This is a genomic window from Streptomyces sp. NPDC032822, assembly GCF_055578825.1.
The window spans coordinates 176,458-191,875 of record NZ_JBVIOL010000001.1; the positions used below are offsets into that span (position 1 = coordinate 176,458).

Annotated in this window: 15 protein-coding genes and 1 pseudogene; 8 read left to right on the forward strand and 8 right to left on the reverse strand. The window is 71.8% G+C overall.

The genetic code is table 11. The annotated features are described in order from the left end of the window. Positions 1 to 30: 30 nt before the first annotated feature. The 3 genes from ACZ5VD_RS00775 to ACZ5VD_RS00785 all read right to left on the reverse strand — a co-directional run bounded on the left by ACZ5VD_RS00775 (position 31) and on the right by ACZ5VD_RS00785 (position 3,207). On the reverse strand, positions 31 to 1,041 hold the full coding sequence (locus ACZ5VD_RS00775) for an SEC-C metal-binding domain-containing protein (protein ID WP_468550602.1): 1,011 nt from the start codon (positions 1,039 to 1,041) through the stop codon (positions 31 to 33). Between the two features lie 272 nt (positions 1,042 to 1,313). Beyond that, positions 1,314 to 1,700, reverse strand: coding sequence for a hypothetical protein (locus tag ACZ5VD_RS00780; RefSeq protein WP_468679839.1), 387 nt, complete (start codon positions 1,698 to 1,700; stop codon positions 1,314 to 1,316). Positions 1,701 to 1,734: 34 nt separating this feature from the next. Further along, the gene (locus ACZ5VD_RS00785) at positions 1,735 to 3,207 is read right to left on the reverse strand and encodes a glycoside hydrolase (protein ID WP_468679841.1); all 1,473 of its coding nucleotides are present in this window, start codon (positions 3,205 to 3,207) and stop codon (positions 1,735 to 1,737) included. Between the two features lie 243 nt (positions 3,208 to 3,450). On the opposite strand from ACZ5VD_RS00785, the gene ACZ5VD_RS00790 reads away from it, so the two are divergent. After that, positions 3,451 to 4,239, forward strand: coding sequence for a class E sortase (locus tag ACZ5VD_RS00790; protein WP_468679843.1), 789 nt, complete (start codon positions 3,451 to 3,453; stop codon positions 4,237 to 4,239). 129 nt (positions 4,240 to 4,368) lie between these two features. Here ACZ5VD_RS00790 and ACZ5VD_RS00795 read toward each other — a convergent pair whose 3' ends face one another. Next, on the reverse strand, positions 4,369 to 5,820 hold the full coding sequence (locus tag ACZ5VD_RS00795) for an MFS transporter (protein ID WP_468679844.1): 1,452 nt from the start codon (positions 5,818 to 5,820) through the stop codon (positions 4,369 to 4,371). A 69-nt stretch (positions 5,821 to 5,889) separates the two neighbouring features. Here ACZ5VD_RS00795 and ACZ5VD_RS00800 point away from each other — a divergent pair, with 69 nt between their 5' ends. The 4 genes from ACZ5VD_RS00800 to ACZ5VD_RS00815 all read left to right on the forward strand — a co-directional run bounded on the left by ACZ5VD_RS00800 (position 5,890) and on the right by ACZ5VD_RS00815 (position 8,650). Beyond that, entirely contained in the window at positions 5,890 to 6,417 is a 528-nt protein-coding gene (locus tag ACZ5VD_RS00800) for a winged helix-turn-helix transcriptional regulator (RefSeq protein WP_468550597.1), read from the forward strand. A 72-nt stretch (positions 6,418 to 6,489) separates the two neighbouring features. Next, complete coding sequence (locus ACZ5VD_RS00805) at positions 6,490 to 6,816, forward strand: DUF6412 domain-containing protein (RefSeq protein ID WP_468679846.1); 327 nt, start codon at positions 6,490 to 6,492, stop codon at positions 6,814 to 6,816. A 90-nt stretch (positions 6,817 to 6,906) separates the two neighbouring features. After that, positions 6,907 to 7,620: a YidC/Oxa1 family membrane protein insertase gene (locus ACZ5VD_RS00810; protein ID WP_468679847.1), complete on the forward strand. Its 714-nt coding sequence runs from the start codon at positions 6,907 to 6,909 to the stop codon at positions 7,618 to 7,620. 172 nt (positions 7,621 to 7,792) lie between these two features. Continuing rightward, positions 7,793 to 8,650, forward strand: a complete 858-nt coding sequence (locus ACZ5VD_RS00815) for a fumarylacetoacetate hydrolase family protein (RefSeq protein ID WP_468550594.1) — start codon at positions 7,793 to 7,795, stop codon at positions 8,648 to 8,650. Positions 8,651 to 8,778: 128 nt separating this feature from the next. On the opposite strand, the gene ACZ5VD_RS00820 is transcribed toward ACZ5VD_RS00815, so the two are convergent. The 3 genes from ACZ5VD_RS00820 to ACZ5VD_RS00830 all read right to left on the reverse strand — a co-directional run bounded on the left by ACZ5VD_RS00820 (position 8,779) and on the right by ACZ5VD_RS00830 (position 11,415). Then, positions 8,779 to 9,651 carry an LLM class F420-dependent oxidoreductase gene (locus ACZ5VD_RS00820; RefSeq protein WP_468679849.1) on the reverse strand — a complete coding sequence of 291 codons (873 nt, stop codon included), beginning with the start codon at positions 9,649 to 9,651 and terminating at the stop codon, positions 8,779 to 8,781. 151 nt (positions 9,652 to 9,802) lie between these two features. Then, a complete protein-coding gene (locus tag ACZ5VD_RS00825) occupies positions 9,803 to 10,330 on the reverse strand; it encodes a heme-degrading domain-containing protein (RefSeq protein WP_468679851.1) in 528 nt (175 codons plus the stop codon). After that, positions 10,327 to 11,415 carry a Gfo/Idh/MocA family protein gene (locus ACZ5VD_RS00830; RefSeq protein WP_468679852.1) on the reverse strand — a complete coding sequence of 363 codons (1,089 nt, stop codon included), beginning with the start codon at positions 11,413 to 11,415 and terminating at the stop codon, positions 10,327 to 10,329. Before ACZ5VD_RS00830 ends, ACZ5VD_RS00825 begins: the two co-directional genes overlap by 4 nt. A 252-nt stretch (positions 11,416 to 11,667) precedes the next feature. On the opposite strand from ACZ5VD_RS00830, the gene ACZ5VD_RS00835 reads away from it, so the two are divergent. The 3 genes and pseudogenes from ACZ5VD_RS00835 to ACZ5VD_RS00845 form a co-directional block, all read left to right on the forward strand. Next, positions 11,668 to 12,909, forward strand: coding sequence for an ROK family transcriptional regulator (locus ACZ5VD_RS00835; protein WP_468680930.1), 1,242 nt, complete (start codon positions 11,668 to 11,670; stop codon positions 12,907 to 12,909). A 223-nt stretch (positions 12,910 to 13,132) separates the two neighbouring features. Continuing rightward, on the forward strand, positions 13,133 to 13,933 hold the full coding sequence (locus ACZ5VD_RS00840) for a hypothetical protein (RefSeq protein ID WP_468679854.1): 801 nt from the start codon (positions 13,133 to 13,135) through the stop codon (positions 13,931 to 13,933). A gap of 152 nt (positions 13,934 to 14,085) precedes the next feature. Beyond that, positions 14,086 to 14,463, forward strand: a pseudogene (locus ACZ5VD_RS00845) (HAD family hydrolase); the annotation flags it as partial. Between the two features lie 130 nt (positions 14,464 to 14,593). Here the strand turns inward: ACZ5VD_RS00845 and ACZ5VD_RS00850 are convergent. Continuing rightward, on the reverse strand, positions 14,594 to 15,373 hold the full coding sequence (locus tag ACZ5VD_RS00850) for an HAD-IIA family hydrolase (RefSeq protein ID WP_468679855.1): 780 nt from the start codon (positions 15,371 to 15,373) through the stop codon (positions 14,594 to 14,596). Positions 15,374 to 15,418 lie beyond the last annotated feature (45 nt).

A 15,418-nucleotide genomic window follows, 5' to 3' on the forward strand; every position in this document is an offset into this window, starting at 1 on the left:
AGGCGCATTCCTCGCCTCGGGTTGCCAGGCCTACGCCCCGTGGCACTCCCCGTAACCCTGCCCCGACCCACACCAACAAACAGCCCCCCGCTGCGGCGGCCACTCCACCGCCCGCCCCCGTGCCGCCAACGTCGTCGCGTACTGCGGCAGCAGCGTCGCGTCGCCGGGCGATGCGCCCTCCGACGCCGCGAACGCCTCGTAGGACGGCACGGTGCCCGTCACGATCCCCAGGTTCGGTGTCCCCGAGCCCGACAGTTCTCTCAGCGACGCCTCTATCGTCGCGAGGTGCTCCTCGTGCGAGGGGTACTCCGCCTCCAACGACGGGTAGGCCGCGACCAGTTCGGTCAGTTCGGTCGTCGGCCAGTGCAGGACCGCCACCGGGAAGGGGCGGGACAACGCCTCCCGGTACGCGCCCAGTTCGGCTCGCAGGCGGGAGATTTCCGCTGCGAGTTCCGCCGGGTTGTTCGAGCCGAGGGACCAGACGCGCTTGGGGTCGTGGAGTTCGTCGAGGGAGACGGGGGAGGAGTGGAGGGTGTCGGCGAGGATGTCCCAGTCGTCGTGGGAGACGCCCAGCATGCGGCGGACGCGGTGGCGGCCGAAGAGGAGGGGGTGGGTGGAGTAGGGGGGTTCGGGGACGTCCGTCAGGAGGAGGCGGGCGCCCTCGGTGAAGGTTTCCTGCGCCGCCTCCAACTCGTCGTGGGACTCCAGCGCCTCCGCGACGATCACCCAGGCCGCCGGGTCCCGCGGTGAGCCCGCCCGGACGCCGTCGATGATCGCCCTGGCCTCTGCCTCGTGGCCGTACTCCCAGAGGTTCGCGGCCTTCAGGGCGCGGACCAGGAACGGGTTCTCCAGGCTGTCCGGCGAAGACAGCAGGCGGTCGTAGAGGGTGCTCGCGGCGGGGCGGTCGCCGGCGAGCTCCAGGTGGGCCGCGGCCTGCAGCAGCAGGGCCTCGGCGTCCTCGGGGTACAGGCCTGCGGTCCGCTCCAGGCGGGCCGCTTCGGCGGTGTGGTCGACGTTCTCGGCGGAGGTGTCGGGGCGCATGCATGACACCGTACTGCCGGGCAGCGACAAAGGGAGAGGTATGGGGGAGGTATCCCCAGGCCAGCCCACTGATCTCCGGATGCCTCCGGACGTCGGCAGAGACGGTCCCGGGTATCGGCGGAGACGGCTCCGGACGTTGGCAGGCCTCCGGATGTCGGCGGAGACGCCTCCGGATGTCTACAGGGACGGCTCCGTATCGCTCCTGACAGCTTCCGCCGCCCCCTGAAGACTCCTGATCTTCAGGCCGCCCCGCCCTCGCCTCCTCGCGGCGATCACCGCGTCAATACGAACGACGCCAGCAGCATGAGGATCACGACGATCACGCAGAACGTGAGGTGGGAGGGCGGGTAGTCGTATTTCTTGGGGTCCTCGCCCTTGTTGATCGCGGCGCTCACGCTCGCGAACAGCTTTCTGGTCGGGAACATGCCGATCGTGAGGCCGATGAGGCCGAAGGAGTAGGTGACGAGGACGGCGGACAGGGAGAAGTTCGGGCCGCCCCGGCTGACGGCGATCATGCCGGCCAGGCACAGGACCCAGATGAAGGGGTACGTCCTCTGGAACTTCTGGATGGGGAACCATCTCGCCATGGCGGTGCAGTGGACGATGGTGGCTGTGGCTGCCATCAGCCACAGCCACTCGGGGGCGACAGACGCGAGCAAGTGGGGTGTCCTTCCCGGAGGGTGGACGTCTGTTCTAGATCGTCACCCCGTCGATCTGCAAGGTCTGCACCGCTTTCGCCGCGAACGGGACCGTCACGGTCTTCCCGCTCAGGTAGGTGTTCGAGTAGGCCGCGTACTTGTCCCCGCCCGTCGTCACCGTGTTCCAGCGGGGGACCAGACCGCCCGAGCCGCCGGTCACGGTGGTGAACCGGGAGAGGTCGAAGGTCAGGTTCTGGGCCGACGTCGACGTGTTGAGCGCGACGAGGACCAGGCGCTTCGCGGTCGCGTCGTAGGCCGCCGCCGCGTAGCTGACGCCGGTGTCGAGGATCCGCATGCCGGGGCGGATGTGACGGCTGAACTGGGCCATGACGTGGTACTTCGTCTGGACCGTGGTCGGCTGGAGGGTGGTGGCGTCGTACGCGATCATCGCCCAGCCCGACGAGGGGTCCATCACCTGCCAGTAGACCCAGGCCGTCGGGTGCAGCCAGCGGAAGTCGTAGAGCAGGTTGAAGGCCATGTTGTAGCCGGTGCCGTCGCTGTCACCCGTCTCCGAGTTCCAGAGCTTCTTGCCGGCGGTCGTGACGACGTCCGTGTAGAGGAGGTCCCGGCGGCCACTGGAGCCCTGGTAGCCGTGCACGTTGACCTGGCCGACCAGGGCCTTGGTGGAGGAGCCGAAGGAGGACCAGGTGGAGCGGGCGGTGTCGTAGTTGGTCTCGTCGGAGGCGGCGATGCGTACGCCGGTCAGGCCGCGCGCGTTCAACTCGCTGCGCATGTAGGGAAGTACGGCGGCCTGGACCGCCGGGTCCATGTGGCAGCCCTCCTGCGTTCCGGTGGCGGTCCACCAGGACGAGGCCGGTTCGTTGAATGGATCCACCGTCGCGAAGTTCACGCCCCAGTTGTTCTTGGCGTAGAGCGCGGTCGCGGCCAGGTGGGAGGCGTGCTGGCGGTAGTTCCAGGTCTGGAGGTTGTTGCCGCCGCCGGCCGCGCCGGACGGGTTGTGGTTCGCGCACATCCACCACATGGGGGAGTTGGCGAACAGCTCGGTCGTCGCGCCCCGGGCCACCGCCTTCTGGAGCATCGAGCGCTGGTTGGCGTCCGCCGTCCAGTCCCAGGCCGAGGAGGTCGGGTCCTCGTTGTTCCAGTCCTGCCAGAAGCCCTCGATCTGCTTGAAGGCGGGGATGTTGGCCGACTTGACCATCGCCGCGCCGCTCACGGTGTTCCAGCTGCACGCGCCCAGGTTGTAGCGGGCGATGTTGAGGCCCAGGCCGGGGAGTGTGGTGCCGTTGTACGTCACCGACTTGGTGGTGAAGAAGGCGTCGGCGAAGTCGGTGCGGGCGCCGAAGACGTTGGCCCACCAGGCCAGGGAGGTGCCCCAGCCCTCCCAAGTGCCGTACGAAGTGCCGGGGTTGACGGCGATCGTGGCGTCCGCGTGCGCGGTGCCCGTCGCGAGGGTGCTGCCGAGGACCGTTCCGCCTGCCGCGGCCAGCAGGGTTCTGCGTCGGATCATGGCTTCTCCGATCGATCGACCGCCGGTCCCTGAAACCGGAGGCGAGTGGCACGGCTTGTCCCGCTCATGCCACGACGAAGCATCGGATGGGGCAGGCGAGGTTGTCGAGAGTAGGGACAGCCCTTTTAAGAACCTGTGTACGAAGTATCGAACGGGGCCTGGCGGAAACAATGCTCCCGGCGGCTCTGGCGACTTGAGGCACCGGCCCTTATCGTGCGGGCGGCCAGGGAAGGGGGCGGTCCCATGCGGATTCCCGTCGTGCAGCACGACGGTCTGAGGCGGCGGGCCGCGCGGCGCCGGGTGCTGTGGACCGGCGGCGAGGTTCTCGTCACGGTCGGCGTGGTGCTGCTGCTCCTCGTCGCGCACCAGCTGTGGTGGACCAACCGGGAGGCGCGGGAGGGGGCCCAGCGGGAGGTACGGGCGCTGGAGCGGGAGTGGGGTCATGGCGGCGGTGACGGAGACAGCGGCGGCGCCGGGTCCGCTACCGCCACCGGCCCCCGCCCGTCCGCCGGTTCCGGTACGACCGACCCGTCCTCCTCGGCGGACACCGCCACCGGCACCCGCGCGTCCCGCCCCGACTGGTCCCGCGCCTACGCCATCCTCACCATCCCGCGCCTCGGCCTCCGCGTCCCCGTCGCCGAGGGCGTCGGCAAGCAGAACGTCCTCAACAAGGGGTACGTCGGCCACTACCCCGGCACCGGACAGCCCGGCCGGGCCGGGAACTTCGCGCTCGCCGGGCACCGCAACACACACGGCGAGCCCTTCCGGTACCTGAACCGGCTGCGGCCGAAGGACACCGTCGAGGTGGAGACCGGCAGCGCGGTCTACACGTACGCCGTCGACAAGACGCTCCCGCAGACCTCGGCGACGGACGCGAGCGTGATCCGGCCGGTCCCGCGCTCCACCGTCCACCCCTCCTACGGCTACACCGCCCCCGGCTACTACCTGACCCTCACGACCTGCACCCCGGAGTACACCTCCAGGTACCGGCTGGTCGTCTGGGCCGAGCTCGTCTCCATGCGGCCCCGCTGAGCTGCGCCAAGGCGCCCCCGATGAGCTGCCGCAAGGCGGTCCCACTGAGCCGCGGCAAGGGGCGCACGGTTCCGCGACACAAGGGGCCACAGAGGGCTACAGGGGGGCCACAGGGCTACGGCGATCCCCTCACGCCCGCTCCCGGGCCACCCCCACCCCCACCGCGGCCACCAGCGCCAGCCCCGCCGACACCGCCATCGCGAGATCCGCACCGCGGGCCAGACCGCCGCCGGTCGAGGTCGCGAGGGCGATGGTCAGGGCGACGCCGGCGCAGGAGCCGATGTACCGGAAGGTCTGCTGCGCGCCCGAGCCCATCCCGGCGCGCTGGGCCGGGACGGACTCCACGGCGAGCAGCGGCAGCGCGGCGTTCAGCAGTCCGCTGCCGACGCCGGCCACGACGAGGCCGGGCAGCAGCCGGGGCCAGGAGCCCGCGTCGATCGCGCCCAGCATGGCCAGCGCGCCGGCCGCGTGCAGCACGAAACCGAGGACGAGCTGGAGGCGTGGCGGTACCCGGCCCGACAGCCGGCGGGCCTGTAGGGCGACGGTGAAGGACAGCCCGGACCAGAGCAGGAACAGCCAGGCGGTCTCCATCGCGGACAGGCCGAGCGTCTGCTGGAGCAGCGCGGGCAGGAAGCTGAACAGGCCGATCACCGCGAGGCCGGTGAAGAGTCCGCCGGCGGAGGAGGCGAGGAAGCGGGGGCGGCGGAGCAGGTTCAGGTCGATCATCGGGGCCGCCGTGCGTCGCTCGACGGCGACGAAGAGGCCGAGGAGGGCGACGGACGCCAGCAGCAGGAGCCCCACCGGCGCCCGCAGCCAGCCGTCGCGGCCCAGCGTCAGCGCGGCCACCAGTGCGACCAGGGCCAGTCCGAAGGTGACCGCTCCGGCGAGGTCGGGCCGGCCGCCGCGCGGGGCGCGGGACTCGGTGAGACCGCGTGTGGACAGGGCGGCGACGAGCAGGGTGACGGCGCCGAGGACGCCGTAGGCGAGTCGCCAGCTCGGTATCGCGCCGGTGACGATCGGGCCGAGGGCGATACCGCCGCTCACGAACGCGCCCCACACGCCGGTGGCCCGCAGCCGTCCGGCCGGGGTCGGGAACGCGTGGACGATCAGCCCCAGACTGCTCGCCAGCAGCGCCGCGCTCGCCGCGCCCTGGGCGACACGGGCCAGGGTGAACAGCCAGGTCGTGGAGGCGAGCGCGCCGAGCGCGGTGGTGATGCCGAGGGCGAGGGTGCCGGAGACGAAGAGCCGGCGGCGGCCGTAGTCGTCGGCGAGGGTGCCGGCGACCAGGAGGAGCGCGGCCAGTCCCAGCGGGGTGCCGTTCAGGAGCCAGGCCTGGGCGGACAGCGGGGTGTGCAGGGCGGCGGCGGTCTCGGGGAGCGTGACCATCGGCGCGGTGTACGTCATCAGGGCCACGGCGGTGGCGGCGCTGGTCAGGGCGAGGGTGGCGGCCGGGCGGACGGAGGGCTCCGGTGCGGCGGACGTCGCGCTGCCGACCCCGGGCTCCGTCTCAGGCCCGGCCGCGGTACCGGGCCCGGTACCCGCCCCTGCCCCGACGAGAGTTCGTTCATTGAACCTTGGCATGCCCCACACCGTAACAGCATCGGTTCGGTCATTGAACCTATGCTGCGCAAACTGGTTACAGTGGACGGCATGGCACTGGGCAAGGACTACGCGACACAGGAGTGCTCGATCGCTCGCGCGCTGGAGATCGTCGGCGAACGCTGGACGCTCCTCGTCGTCCGCGACGCGCTCTACGGCGTCCGGCGCTACAACGACTTCCTCGTCCACCTCGGCATCCCGCGCGCGGTCCTGGCCGCCCGTCTCCAGATGCTCACCGAGGAGGGGATCCTGGAGAGGCGCCGCTACCAGGACGCACCGCCGCGGGACGAGTACGTCGTCACCGACCGCGGCATCGCGCTCTGGCCCACCCTGCGCGCGCTCGGCCGCTGGGGCCGCGAGCAGCACGGCGAGCCCCAGCTCCGCTACTTCCGGCACGCCGACTGCGGCACCGAACTCGGCCCGTACGGCGAGTGCCCCGCCTGCGCGACCGTCGTACCCGTCGAGGACGTCCTCGTGGAGCCGGGCCCCGGACTCGATCCGGACCCGGCGGATCCGGTCAGCCGAGCCCTGCTGAAGCCCAAGCGGCTGTTGCGGCCGATCGTGGTCGATCAGGTATAACCAACAGGGACAGCCCATAGGTACCACCACAGGGCGAGCACGCGTACGGACGAGGTCCGAGAGGAGTGACCGGTGATCAGCAGCCTCCATGGCCGACGCCTGGCGAACCTGCGCCCCACCGCTCTCCTGGTGATCCTCTTCCTCGATGTCCTGCTGCTCGACACGGGCAGCCTCTCCGCCACCGTCGCGCTCGCCGCGACCGCCGCGGCCGGCTCCGCGTTCGCAGCCTGCTCGCTCCTCGCCTCCCGCTCCGCGCTCGCCGTGCCGCCCACGAGGGTGCGTACGGCCATCCGCGACCGCGACCGCCGTACGGCCTTCCTGCCGCAACGCGACCCCGACGCGAAGGGCCGCACCAGGCCCCGAGCGCCCGGACGCGCCCTCCCGGCGACCGCCGCGTAGGGCACCCTCCTCCACGAGCCAGGCCCACGCGGGTCGTCATGCCGCTCTCGCACCACTCCCGGCACGACGAGACCCCCGGAGGGCTCACCCATGTCCGTTTTCGCCGACCTGGTCCGGCACCTGGCCGACCTGCTCCAGCCGCTGTTCGGCGCGACCGCGGCCGCCGCCGCGATCGTCCTGTTCACCGCGTTCGTACGACTCCTCGTGCACCCCCTGTCCCGGGCCGCCGCGCGCGGACAGAAAGCCCGGACCGCGCTCCAGCCGAAGGTCGCGGAGCTGCGCAAGAAGCACGGCAAGAACCCCGAGAAGCTCCAGAAGGCGGTCATGGAGCTGCACGCCGAGGAGAAGGTGTCGCCGCTGTCGGGCTGCATGCCGAGCCTGTTCCAGATGCCCGCGTTCTTCCTGCTCTACCACCTGTTCTCCAACACGGAGATCGGCGGCCGGGCCAACGAACTCCTCTCCCACCAGCTGTTCGCCGCACCCCTCGGCGACCGCTGGGCCGACGCGCTCGGCGACGGCGGGATGTTCGGCGCCGCCGGGCTCGTGTACGTCGCCCTGTTCGCGTTCGTCGCCGTGGTCGCCGTCTTCAACTACCGCCGTACCCGGCGGATGATGGCCGCCAACCCGGCGATGCCGGTCACCGACGGCCAACCGGTGCCGGGGATGGGCGCGATGACCAAGGTCATGCCGTTCATGTCCTTCTTCACGCTCTTCACCGTCGCGGTGGTGCCGCTGGCCGCCGCGCTGTACGTGGTGACCAGCACGACGTGGAGCGCGGTGGAACGGTCGGTCCTCTACCGCTGACCCGTACCGCTGACCCGCCGGGACCCCCGCCCCGGGCCGGTCGCGGTCCCGTTGGTTACGGTCCAGTCCGTGAACCGGGTATTGCGGACTGGACGCCCAGCTTGGAGGATCGACCAGTCATCCGATGGCTGCACCCGTCGGTCGGCGCCCGCGATCGAGGGAGACTGTGATCATGAAGCTGCTGCGAGTCGGTACGACGGGAGCGGAGCGGCCCGCGCTGCTCGACACCGAGGGGATCTTGAGGGACCTGTCCGGCGTCGTCCCCGACATCGACGGACCGCTGCTCGCCGACGACGAGGCGCTCGGCCGGATCCGTGCCGCCGCCGACGCCGGTGACCTGCCCGAACTGGACCCGGTGGGGCTGCGCGTCGGCCCGCCGCTGGCCCGCGTCGGCAAGATCGTCTGCATCGGCCTGAACTACCACGACCACGCCCGCGAGACCGGCGCCCAGCCGCCCTCCGAGCCCGTCATCTTCTTCAAGGCCGCGGACACCGTCGTCGGACCGCACGACACCGTGCTCGTGCCCCGCCGGTCGGTGAAGACCGACTGGGAGGTCGAACTCGCCGTCGTCATCGGACGTACCGCACGCTATGTGGAGTCGACCGAGGAGGCCCTCGCCCATGTCGCCGGGTACGCGGTGGCCCACGACGTCTCCGAGCGGGAGTTCCAGATCGAGCGGGGCGGAACCTGGGACAAGGGCAAGAACTGCGAGACGTTCAACCCGCTCGGGCCGTGGCTGGTGACGGCGGACGAGGTGCCGGACCCGCAGAACCTGTCGCTGAGGCTGTGGGTCAACGGCGAGCTGAAGCAGGACGGCACGACGGCCGAGCAGATCTTCCCGGTCGCGGAAGTCGTGCGGTACGTCAGCCAGTTCATGACGCTGTACCCGGGGGACGTCATCAACACCGGTACGCCGGCGGGGGTCGCGCTGGGCGCGCCCGAGCCGAAGCCGTTCCTGCGGGCCGGGGACGTGGTGGAGCTGGAGATCGAGGGGCTGGGACGGCAGCGGCAGGAGTTCAAGGACGCCTAGCCCTCCGCGGGAGGAGCGGGAGAACCGCGGAGGGCCGTCGGCCGCGGGGTGCCGGTGGCCGGTCGCGCCCACGCGGCGGGGCCGTACCCGGACACGGCTCCGCGCCCCCGAAGGACGGGCCGGTCAGCTCACGTCAGTAGACCGGCCAGCCGGCGCCATGTCTCCCTCGGCAGGGCGTCCCTCGACCCGCCGTCCACCACCTGCAACGCCACATGGTCCGCGCCCGCCTCGAAGTACGAGTCGACGCGGGCGCGGATCGCCGTGTCGTCACCCCAGGCGAACAGGGCGTCGATCAGGCGGTCGCTGCCGTCGTTCTCGAGGTCGTCCTCCGTGAAGTCGTGGCGGAGGAAGTTGTTGGTGTAGTTCGGGAGGGCGAGGTACAGGGCGAGGAACGCGCGGGCCAGGGTGCGGGCGCGGGTCGGGTCCGCCTCGGGGACGACCGCCAGTTCGGGTGCCAACACCGGCGCGTCACCGAGGAGCTCGCGGGCCTGGGCGGTGTGTTCGGGGGTGACCAGGTACGGGATCGAGCCGGCGGAACGGTCACGGGACAGCTCCAGGCTCTTGGGGCCGAGGGCGGCCAGGAGACGCCGGTCCTCCGGTACGCCCGCCGCGTCCAGGGCGTCCAGATGGGCGACGAGGGCCGAGTAGGGGCGCCGGTACTGCTCCGCGCGCTTCGCGTGGCTGACCCCGAGGCCGAGGAGGAAGCGGCCGGGGTGGGCCCTCTCCAACTCGGCGAAGGCCGCCGCGGTGTCGGTGGGCTCGTGCTGCCAGATGCTCTGGATGCTGGTGCCGATGCGCAGCGTCGAGGTGGCCTCCAGGAGCGGGGCGGCGTTCAGCGCGGAACTGTTGCCGCCCAGCCACACCGCGCCGAACCCGAGCTCCTCCAACTCGGCGGCACCCTCGGCGAGTTCGCCGCGCCGGTCCGGGTCCTCGGAGCGCAGGCCCACACTCCAGACGCCGTACCGTCCGATGGATTCCTTCAAGGTCGGGGTGACACTCACGGGGTAGTCCCTCCGGTCGGTGGCCGTGCCGTACACCGATGCCAACCGGAGGGCGCCCCCGGATCTTCCCGCGCCCCGGATCTTCCCGCGCCCGGGCCACCCCGCCCTCTGCTCCTTCGCCCCCCGGGTCCCGGGTCCCGGGACTCTCCCCTCAGTCGCCCAGGAACTGCTCCAGCGCCTCCACCACGAAACGGTGGTCCTGCAACTGCGGCAGCCCCGACACGGTCACCGCTCCGACCACTCCGACGCCCTCCACGGTGATCGGGAAGGAGCCGCCGTGGGCCGCGTACACGTCCGGGTCCAGCCGGGAGGACTCCTCGAACGTCGTGCCCTTGGCGCGGAAGCGGGCGCCGACCAGGTAGGAGGCGGAGCCGTAGCGCTCCACGACCCGGCGCTTGCGGTCGATCCAGGCGTCGTTGTCGGGGGCCGAGCCGGGCAGCGCCGCGTGGAAGAGCTGCTGGCCGGACCGGTGGATGTCGATGGCGACCGGGGCCTGCCGCTCGCGGGCCAGCTCGACGATGAGGCTGCCCAGCGCCCACGCGTCGTCGTGGGTGAACTGGCGGAAGACCAACCGGCGTTCCTGCGCCTCCAGCTCCGCCAGGGGCGGAGTGAGCTCCGGTTGGAACTTCGGGGTGATCTCCTGGCTGCGCGACTGGTTGTGGGACTGGTTATGCGTCACAGCGACACCGCCACTCCGTCGTGGGCCGAACGGCGCGCCGCCTCCAGTACGTCGAGGGCGGCGGCCGCCTCCAGTGCGGTCACCGGGTTGGGACCGCCGTCGGCGAGGGCCCTGGCCACGGCCGCATAGTAGGCCGGGTAGTCGCCGGGCAGGGTGGGTTCGGGTCGCCCGCCGCCGGTCGACGGGGACTCTCCGGCACCGACCCGGCCCCACTGGTCCTCGGGTTCCCGGCCCCAGTCGGCGGTCGTGCCGGGGCGCAGGCCGTCGCGCAGGTCCGCCTCCTGCGGGTCGAGGCCGTACTTGACGTAGCCCGCCTTCGAGCCCAGCACCCGGAAGCGGGGGCCGAGTTGGGCGGTGGTCGCGGAGGCGTACAGGTGCGTCCGGACGCCGCTCGTGTGGGTGATCGCGATGAACGTGTCGTCGTCGGCCTCCGCGCCCTCGCGGCGGGTGTCCGACTCGGCGTACACCCGGGCGGCGGGGCCGAAGAGGACCAGTGCCTGGTCGACGACATGGCTGCCGAGGTCGTAGAGCAGACCTCCGATCTCTGCCGGGTCGCCGGACTCCCGCCAGCCGCCCTTCAGCTGCGGGCGCCAGCGCTCGAAGCGGGACTCGAAGCGCCATACGTCACCCAGCTCGCCGTCCGCCATGAGCTTGCGGACCGTCAGGAAGTCGTTGTCCCAGCGGCGGTTCTGGAAGACGGACAGGAGCAGGCCGCGCTCCTCGGCGAGGGCCGCGAGCGCGCGGGCCTCGGCGGCCGTGCCGGCGACGGGCTTGTCCACGACGACGGGCAGTCCGGCCTCCAGAGCGGCGGTGGCGAGCCGTACGTGCGTCTTGTTCGGGGACGCGACGACGACCAGGTCCAGCGCATCGGCCCGGTCGAACAACTCGTCCGGCGTGGCGGCCAGGTGCACGTCCGGGAACTCGGCGCGGGCCTGCTGCCGCCGCTCGGGGTTCGAGGTGACCACCGTGTCCAGGGCGAGGCCCTCGGTGGCGGCGATCAGCGGGGCGTGGAAGACGGAACCGGCGAGGCCGTAGCCGACGAGGCCCACGCGGAGAGGGGTACCAGCTGTGTTGCGTCCAGTCATGGCCTCCACTTTCGCAACGCTGTTGCCAAAGTGCAAGCGCCGGGGACAATGGGCGGCGTGAACAGGACGAAGGGCGGGACGGGCGGGGGGCCAGGCCGGGGCGTGGTCGGTGGCGCGGGTGTGGTCGGCGGGGCGGGTGGAGCCGGTGGCCGGGGTGGTTCGAGTGGGACCGGTCGTTCAGGTGGAGCCGGTGTAGTCGGTGGTTCAGGTAGAGCCGGTGGTTCGGGCGGGGTCGGTGGTTCGGGCGGGGTGGTGGGGGCGAATCTGCTCGCCCTGCGCAGTCACAACACCGCGCTGGTGCTCGACCTGCTGCGCACGGCGGGCCCGGACGGCATCAGCCGCCTCGAACTCGCCGACCGGACCGGCCTGACCCCGCAGGCGGTCAGCAAGATCACGGCCCGGCTGCGGGAGGAGGGCCTGGCCACGGAGGCCGGGCAGCGTGCGTCGACCGGCGGCAAGCCGCGCACCGTCCTGCGGCTGGTGCCGGAGGCGGGACACGCGGTCGGCGTCCATCTCGACCGGGACGAACTGCACGCCGTCCTCGTCGACCTGAACGGAACGGTGATCGGCGAACGCCGGGCCCCGCTGGACCTCGGCGCGGGCGCGGAGGCCGTGGTGGGCGCGGTGGCCCGGGAGGTCGAGGGGCTGGCGGTCGAGGGGCTGGCGGTGGCGGGCCCGGTGGCAGCGGAGTCGGTGGTGGAGGGGCCGGTGGCGGAGGGGCTGGTGGCAGAAGGATCGGCGGCGAGGAACCCCGGCCTGTCGAATCCCGGGCTGCCGAACCCCGGGCTGTCGAACCCGGGGCTGCCCGGGACGCCCCCGTCCGCCGCCGTCGGCTCCCTCCTCGGCGTGGGTGTCGCCCTGCCCGGTCCTCTCGATCACACGCGGGGTGTTCTGCACAGGGTCACCGGATTCCCCGAGTGGGACGGGTTTCCGCTGCGGGACGCGTTGGTGCGGAGGCTCGGCGTGCCGGTGGTCGTCGACAAGGACACCAACGCGGCGGCCCTCGGACTGGCGGTGGCCGGAGAAGGCGGTGAGAGCGGCGAGGGCGGGTCCTTCGCGTACCTGTACCTCGGTACGGGACTCGGCGCCGGACTGGTGATCGGCGGGGCCGTGCACCGGGGCGCGCGGACCGGGGCGGGGGAGTTCGGCCACCAGGTCGTCCAACTCGACGGACCGCGCTGCGAGTGCGGGAACCGGGGCTGCGTCGAGACCCTGTGCCTGGGCGCGATGGCACGCGGCGAGGTCGAGGAGGCGGCACGGGTCCTGGGGGAGGGCGCCGCGAACCTCGTCGGCCTGCTGGACATCGACCTCGTCCTCCTCGGCGGCCGTACGGTCGCCTCGGCGCCGGACGCCTTCGTACGAGGGGTCGCCGCCGTCCTCGACACCCGCGCCCGGGGCGAAGGGACGGTGCCGGTGCGGGTCGCCTCCGGCGGGGTCGCGGAAGGCGCGGCCCAACTGCTGCTCGCGCCGCTGTTCGGGCGGGGAGACGGGTGAGACGGCGGTGAGGTGACGGCTCAGGGTGACGGATGCGACGGCTGAGGGCGGCCCACCCGAGCCGACCTCTCGCCCTCCCTTCGCGCCGCCCCTGCCGTCCCCTCCCACCGCGCCTTCCACCCCCACTCGCGCAGACCCTCTGTGCGCTGATCGAGGGGACTTGCCCGGCCGTACGGAGGGGCGCCGCCCCTGAGCCCCACCCGCCCGGCATGGTCATGTGTTCATGCGACTGACCAGACTGGCCAGACTGCCCGGACCCCCCACGCCCGCCGCCGCTCTCTGCCTCGCGGCAGCCGCCGCCGTGCTCCTCCCCGTACCGGCCCACGCCGTCCCCGGCGCCTTCTGCGCGGCCTCCGGCGACCGCGCCTTCCCGGTCACCACGCGCATCCATGGCGGACCCGACTCCTACGAGGCCGGAGGCGGTTACGGCACCTGGTACCTGGACCTCACCAACACCACCACCCGGACCTGCGCGAGCATCCACCCGGTCGTCGTCCTCACCGACGACGAGCGCGGCCTCGCCGCCTCCCAGCCCCGCCTGGAGTTCTACGACGGCCCCGGCCCGGACGCCCGCCCCCACCCCGTCCGCTTCGAACGCACCGACGCCGACGAACTCGTGGGCGCCTTCGCCGACGAGCGGGCCGGCTTCCCCGGCTTCACGGTCGGCCCCGGCAAGACCCTCACCGTGAAGGTCCGGCTCGCGCTCACCTCGGACGCCGCACCGAACGAGGTCACCGCCAACGCGGCCCTCGTGCAACGCCACGACGGCGACGGCGACGATGACGGCGACGGCGACTGGGTCGGCCAGTCCAACGACTACCGGTTCGCCGTCGACGCCGAACCCGCCTCCCGGCCCACCCCCGGCACCACCGCGCCCTCCACCGGCGACCTCCCCTTCGCCGACGAGGCCGAGGAACTCGCCCGCACGGGCCTCGGCCCGGCCGGCGGAGCCCTCGCCGGCACGGCCGCCCTGCTCCTCGTCGCCGTCGGCGCCCTGCTGGTGGCGGTACGAAGGCGACGCTGACGCCTGCCACCCCCGGCGCGTCCCCCGGCCTCCTCCGCCGCCCCCGGCACCCCTCGGCACGGGGCCCCGGCCGGGTCCCCAACTAGGCTGTGGCCGTCGGCACGCCGTGGTCCGGCGCCCAGCCCGCCCCCGTACGCCAGGAGAACCCGCACATGGCAGACCGCAGGCCCATCGAGTCGTGGCTCACCGACATGGACGGCGTACTCATCCACGAGGGTGTGCCGATCCCCGGCGCCGACGCCTTCCTCAAGAAGCTGCGCGAGTCCGGGAAGCCCTTCCTGGTCCTCACCAACAACTCGATCTACACCCCGCGCGACCTGCACGCCCGGCTGCGGCGCATGGGCCTGGACGTGCCGGTCGAGTCCATCTGGACCTCGGCGCTGGCCACCGCCCAGTTCCTGGACGACCAGCGGCCCGGCGGCTCGGCGTACGTCATCGGCGAGGCGGGCCTGACCACCGCGCTGCACGACATCGGCTACATCCTCACCGACCACGAGCCGGACTACGTCGTCCTCGGGGAGACCCGGACAACCAAAACATACTTGGCCCTGACCTGCGGTTTGTCGCCCTCTGTAAGACATCGACCACATGCCGAGACCGACAAGAAGGCCCTCCCAGGATACCGGGAGGGCCTTCTTCGTTGTGGGGGATTCCCTGCGATCACACGTAGTCGATCATGTCCGCGATCGAGTCCACGATCTTCGAGGGTCCGTAGGGGAAGCGGTCCACCTCGTTCGGCTGAGTGACCCCAGTCATGACGAGGAAGGTCTGCATTCCGGCCTCAAGGCCCGCCAGTACATCCGTGTCCATCCGGTCGCCGATCATGGCCGAGGTCTCCGAGTGGGCCCCGATGGCGTTCAGTCCGGCGCGCATCATCAGCGGGTTCGGCTTGCCCACGAAGTACGGCTTCTTGCCGGTCGCTGCGGTGATCAGTGCCGCGACTGCCCCTGTGGCGGGGAGCGCGCCCTCGGTAGAAGGCCCTGTCTCGTCGGGGTTCGTGGCGATGAAGCGGGCGCCATTGTTGATCAGCCGAACCGCCTTCGTCATGGCCTCGAACGAGTACGTCCGAGTTTCGCCCAAAATGACGAAGTCAGGGTCGGTGTCAGTCAGTACGTACCCGATCTCGTGCAGGGCAGTCGTCAGGCCCGCCTCGCCGATGACGTACGCCGTGCCGCCGGGTCGCTGGTCGTCGAGGAACTGCGCTGTGGCCAGGGCTGAGGTCCAGATGTTCTCGGCCGGCACCACCAGGCCCATTCGAAGCAGTCGGGCGTGCAGGTCGCGCTGGGTGTAGATCGAGTTATTGGTGAGGACCAGGAAGGGCTTCCCGGACTCCTTCAGCCGCTTGAGGAAGTCCTCGGCGCCGGGAATTGGGATGCCCTCATGGATCAGCACCCCGTCCATGTCGGTGAGCCAGGATTCGATCGGCTTGCGCTCAACCATGGGGCGTTTTCTCCTGCCGGACGCGTGTACGAGGCGGCTTGCGCT

Bases quoted from the DNA above. Each gene is read 5' to 3' on its own strand.
- ACZ5VD_RS00785 (WP_468679841.1), bottom strand. From the start codon at position 3,207: ATGATCCGACGCAGAACCCTGCTGGCCGCGGCAGGCGGAACGGTCCTC.
- ACZ5VD_RS00850 (WP_468679855.1), bottom strand. From the start codon at position 15,373: ATGGTTGAGCGCAAGCCGATCGAATCCTGGCTCACCGACATGGACGGG.
- ACZ5VD_RS00830 (WP_468679852.1), bottom strand. From the start codon at position 11,415: ATGACTGGACGCAACACAGCTGGTACCCCTCTCCGCGTGGGCCTCGTC.
- ACZ5VD_RS00815 (WP_468550594.1), top strand. From the start codon at position 7,793: ATGAAGCTGCTGCGAGTCGGTACGACGGGAGCGGAGCGGCCCGCGCTG.
- ACZ5VD_RS00790 (WP_468679843.1), top strand. From the start codon at position 3,451: ATGCGGATTCCCGTCGTGCAGCACGACGGTCTGAGGCGGCGGGCCGCG.
- ACZ5VD_RS00810 (WP_468679847.1), top strand. From the start codon at position 6,907: ATGTCCGTTTTCGCCGACCTGGTCCGGCACCTGGCCGACCTGCTCCAG.
- ACZ5VD_RS00775 (WP_468550602.1), bottom strand. From the start codon at position 1,041: ATGCGCCCCGACACCTCCGCCGAGAACGTCGACCACACCGCCGAAGCG.
- ACZ5VD_RS00795 (WP_468679844.1), bottom strand. From the start codon at position 5,820: ATGCCAAGGTTCAATGAACGAACTCTCGTCGGGGCAGGGGCGGGTACC.
- ACZ5VD_RS00840 (WP_468679854.1), top strand. From the start codon at position 13,133: ATGCGACTGACCAGACTGGCCAGACTGCCCGGACCCCCCACGCCCGCC.
- ACZ5VD_RS00800 (WP_468550597.1), top strand. From the start codon at position 5,890: ATGGCACTGGGCAAGGACTACGCGACACAGGAGTGCTCGATCGCTCGC.